This is a genomic window from Acutalibacter sp. (genome assembly GCF_056800975.1).
Genome location: NZ_JBQISV010000174.1, coordinates 1 through 1,894, shown reverse-complemented (window position 1 = coordinate 1,894; position 1,894 = coordinate 1). Strand labels below are relative to the sequence as shown.

The 1,894-nt window shown below is 57.7% G+C and carries 2 protein-coding genes and 1 tRNA gene; all 3 read right to left on the bottom strand.

Going from position 1 to position 1,894, the window contains the following annotated elements; all coding sequences use genetic code 11:
* Nucleotides 1–878: MBOAT family O-acyltransferase (locus ACTO5E_RS10950; RefSeq protein ID WP_482303601.1), on the bottom strand; the 878-nt coding region annotated here is incomplete at its 3' end.
* Between the two features lie 24 nt (nucleotides 879–902).
* Nucleotides 903–1,505, bottom strand: coding sequence for a hypothetical protein (locus tag ACTO5E_RS10945; RefSeq protein WP_482303599.1), 603 nt, complete (start codon nucleotides 1,503–1,505; stop codon nucleotides 903–905).
* Between the two features lie 210 nt (nucleotides 1,506–1,715).
* Nucleotides 1,716–1,792, bottom strand: a tRNA-Pro gene (locus tag ACTO5E_RS10940).
* Between the last annotated feature and the right edge of the window lie 102 nt (nucleotides 1,793–1,894).

Genomic DNA, 1,894 nt, shown 5'->3' with positions numbered 1-1,894 from the left:
CCCAGCGGGATGTAGAGATAGTCCCGGAACCAGGTCCCCAGGGAGATGTGCCATCTTCGCCAGAATTCCGTGATGCTGCGGGAGATATAGGGGTAGTCGAAATTTTCTGGGAAACGAAAGCCAAACACATGGCCCAGGCCAATGGCCATATCGCTGTAGCCGGAGAAATCGAAATAAATATGCAGCATATAAGCGGCGGCATACAGCCAGCAGAATAGGACAGAGGGCTCCGCGGATTCATGAAAGGCGGCAGCCAAAGCCCCCAGCTGGTTAGCCACCAGTACCTTTTTCGATAAACCGATAGTAAACCGCCGGATGCCTCTTGCCGCTCCGCTGAGGCTGTGGGTTCTGCTCCGCAGCTGTCCGGCTATGTCCGCGTACCGGACAATGGGCCCTGCCACCAACTGGGGGAACATGGCGATATAAGCCGCCAGGTCCACATAGTTCCGCTGTGCGGGCGCTATGCCTCGGTATACGTCCACCGTGTAGCTGAGCACCTGAAAGGTATAAAAGCTGATGCCCACCGGCAGGGCAATTTTTAGCAGTGGAAGGGACAGCCCTGTTGCCCGATTGAAATTGCTGATGAAGAAATCCGCGTACTTACAGTACCCCAGCAACAGCAGGCTGAAAAGAACCGAAGCTGTCAGGAGAGCTTTGGAACGGCCCTTTCCCCGGTATTTTTCAATCAGTAGCCCGAAAACATATCCCTGGGTGATGGAGAGGAGCATAAAGGCCAGGTATCTGGGCTCGCCCCAGCCATAGAAAAAGAGGCTGGCCGCAAGCAGTACGCTGTTCTTCAAACGCCTGGGCGAGGCAAAGTACAGAGCTGCCACAACAGGCAGAAAGTAAAACAGAAAGCTTATGCTGGAAAATAACATCGCTTAGCCTTTACCTGCCGCCGGTTACACCACGGGCTCGTCGCACAGGGTTTCCGCGTCCGGGTACGCGGCTGTCAGCTTTTCCTGGAAGACGCCGGTGATCCCCTGCTCGCCAAAGAAAGCCGCCACATAGCCGCCGGTTTGCATAATCACCAGCCGGTCCGGGAAGCCGCACATCCACTGCCGTTGCAGGATGTTGTCCTTCAGGGCGGCGGAAACCTCCGGCAGGTCCCCGGCATCCTTGACATGGTACACGCCGCAGGTAAAGGTATTGGCGTTCATCATGTGCACCAGAGAGGCCGCGTCGTCAATTTTGTCCACAGCAGCCTCCGGGAACCCCAAGGTGGCGTCCAGCGCGGCGGCATCGCTGAGGCTGAACTTCCCGGGGCCGTCCATAGTCATGTTTTCCTCGGACATATCGCCGCCGGCGGCTGCAAAGCGCTCCTCTTCTCCATAGCTGTCCCACACGGTGGTGAGCAGCTCCAGGGCGCTGCCTATGGCGTTTTCCTCCTCGCCCTCTGAGCCGGAGCCCGGTTTGCCGTCACTGCCGCACGCCGCAAAGGTCAACGTGAGCAGCACTGCCAAAAGGGCTGCAAGGGGTTTCTTCATGGTATGCATTACTTTCATGGTATTCATCCTCCAAAATATGATTGCCTGGGTTGCTTGGCCAGGCTGGGGCCCGGGCGGCGGGCAAAAAGCAAATTCCCCAGAAACCGCAGTTTCTAGGGAGGATTTTGGATGGCCCTGCTTTGCCTAAAAAATGCCACCCGCTCGTGGGCAAAAAACTTCGCGCATCCATCCACATGGGTGCGCGAACCGTGTCCAGCGTCACGCTGGTGGTCGAGGTGACAGGATTCGAACCTGCGGCTTCTACGTCCCGAACGTAGCGCTCTACCAAGCTGAGCCACACCTCGAGGGGGCCGTCCGGCAGGGGGACGGCAGAAAAAGAACGGGCCTGGAAGCCAGCGCTCCAGACCCGGGTCATGGCAGCGGTACCAGGATTTGAACCCAGACAA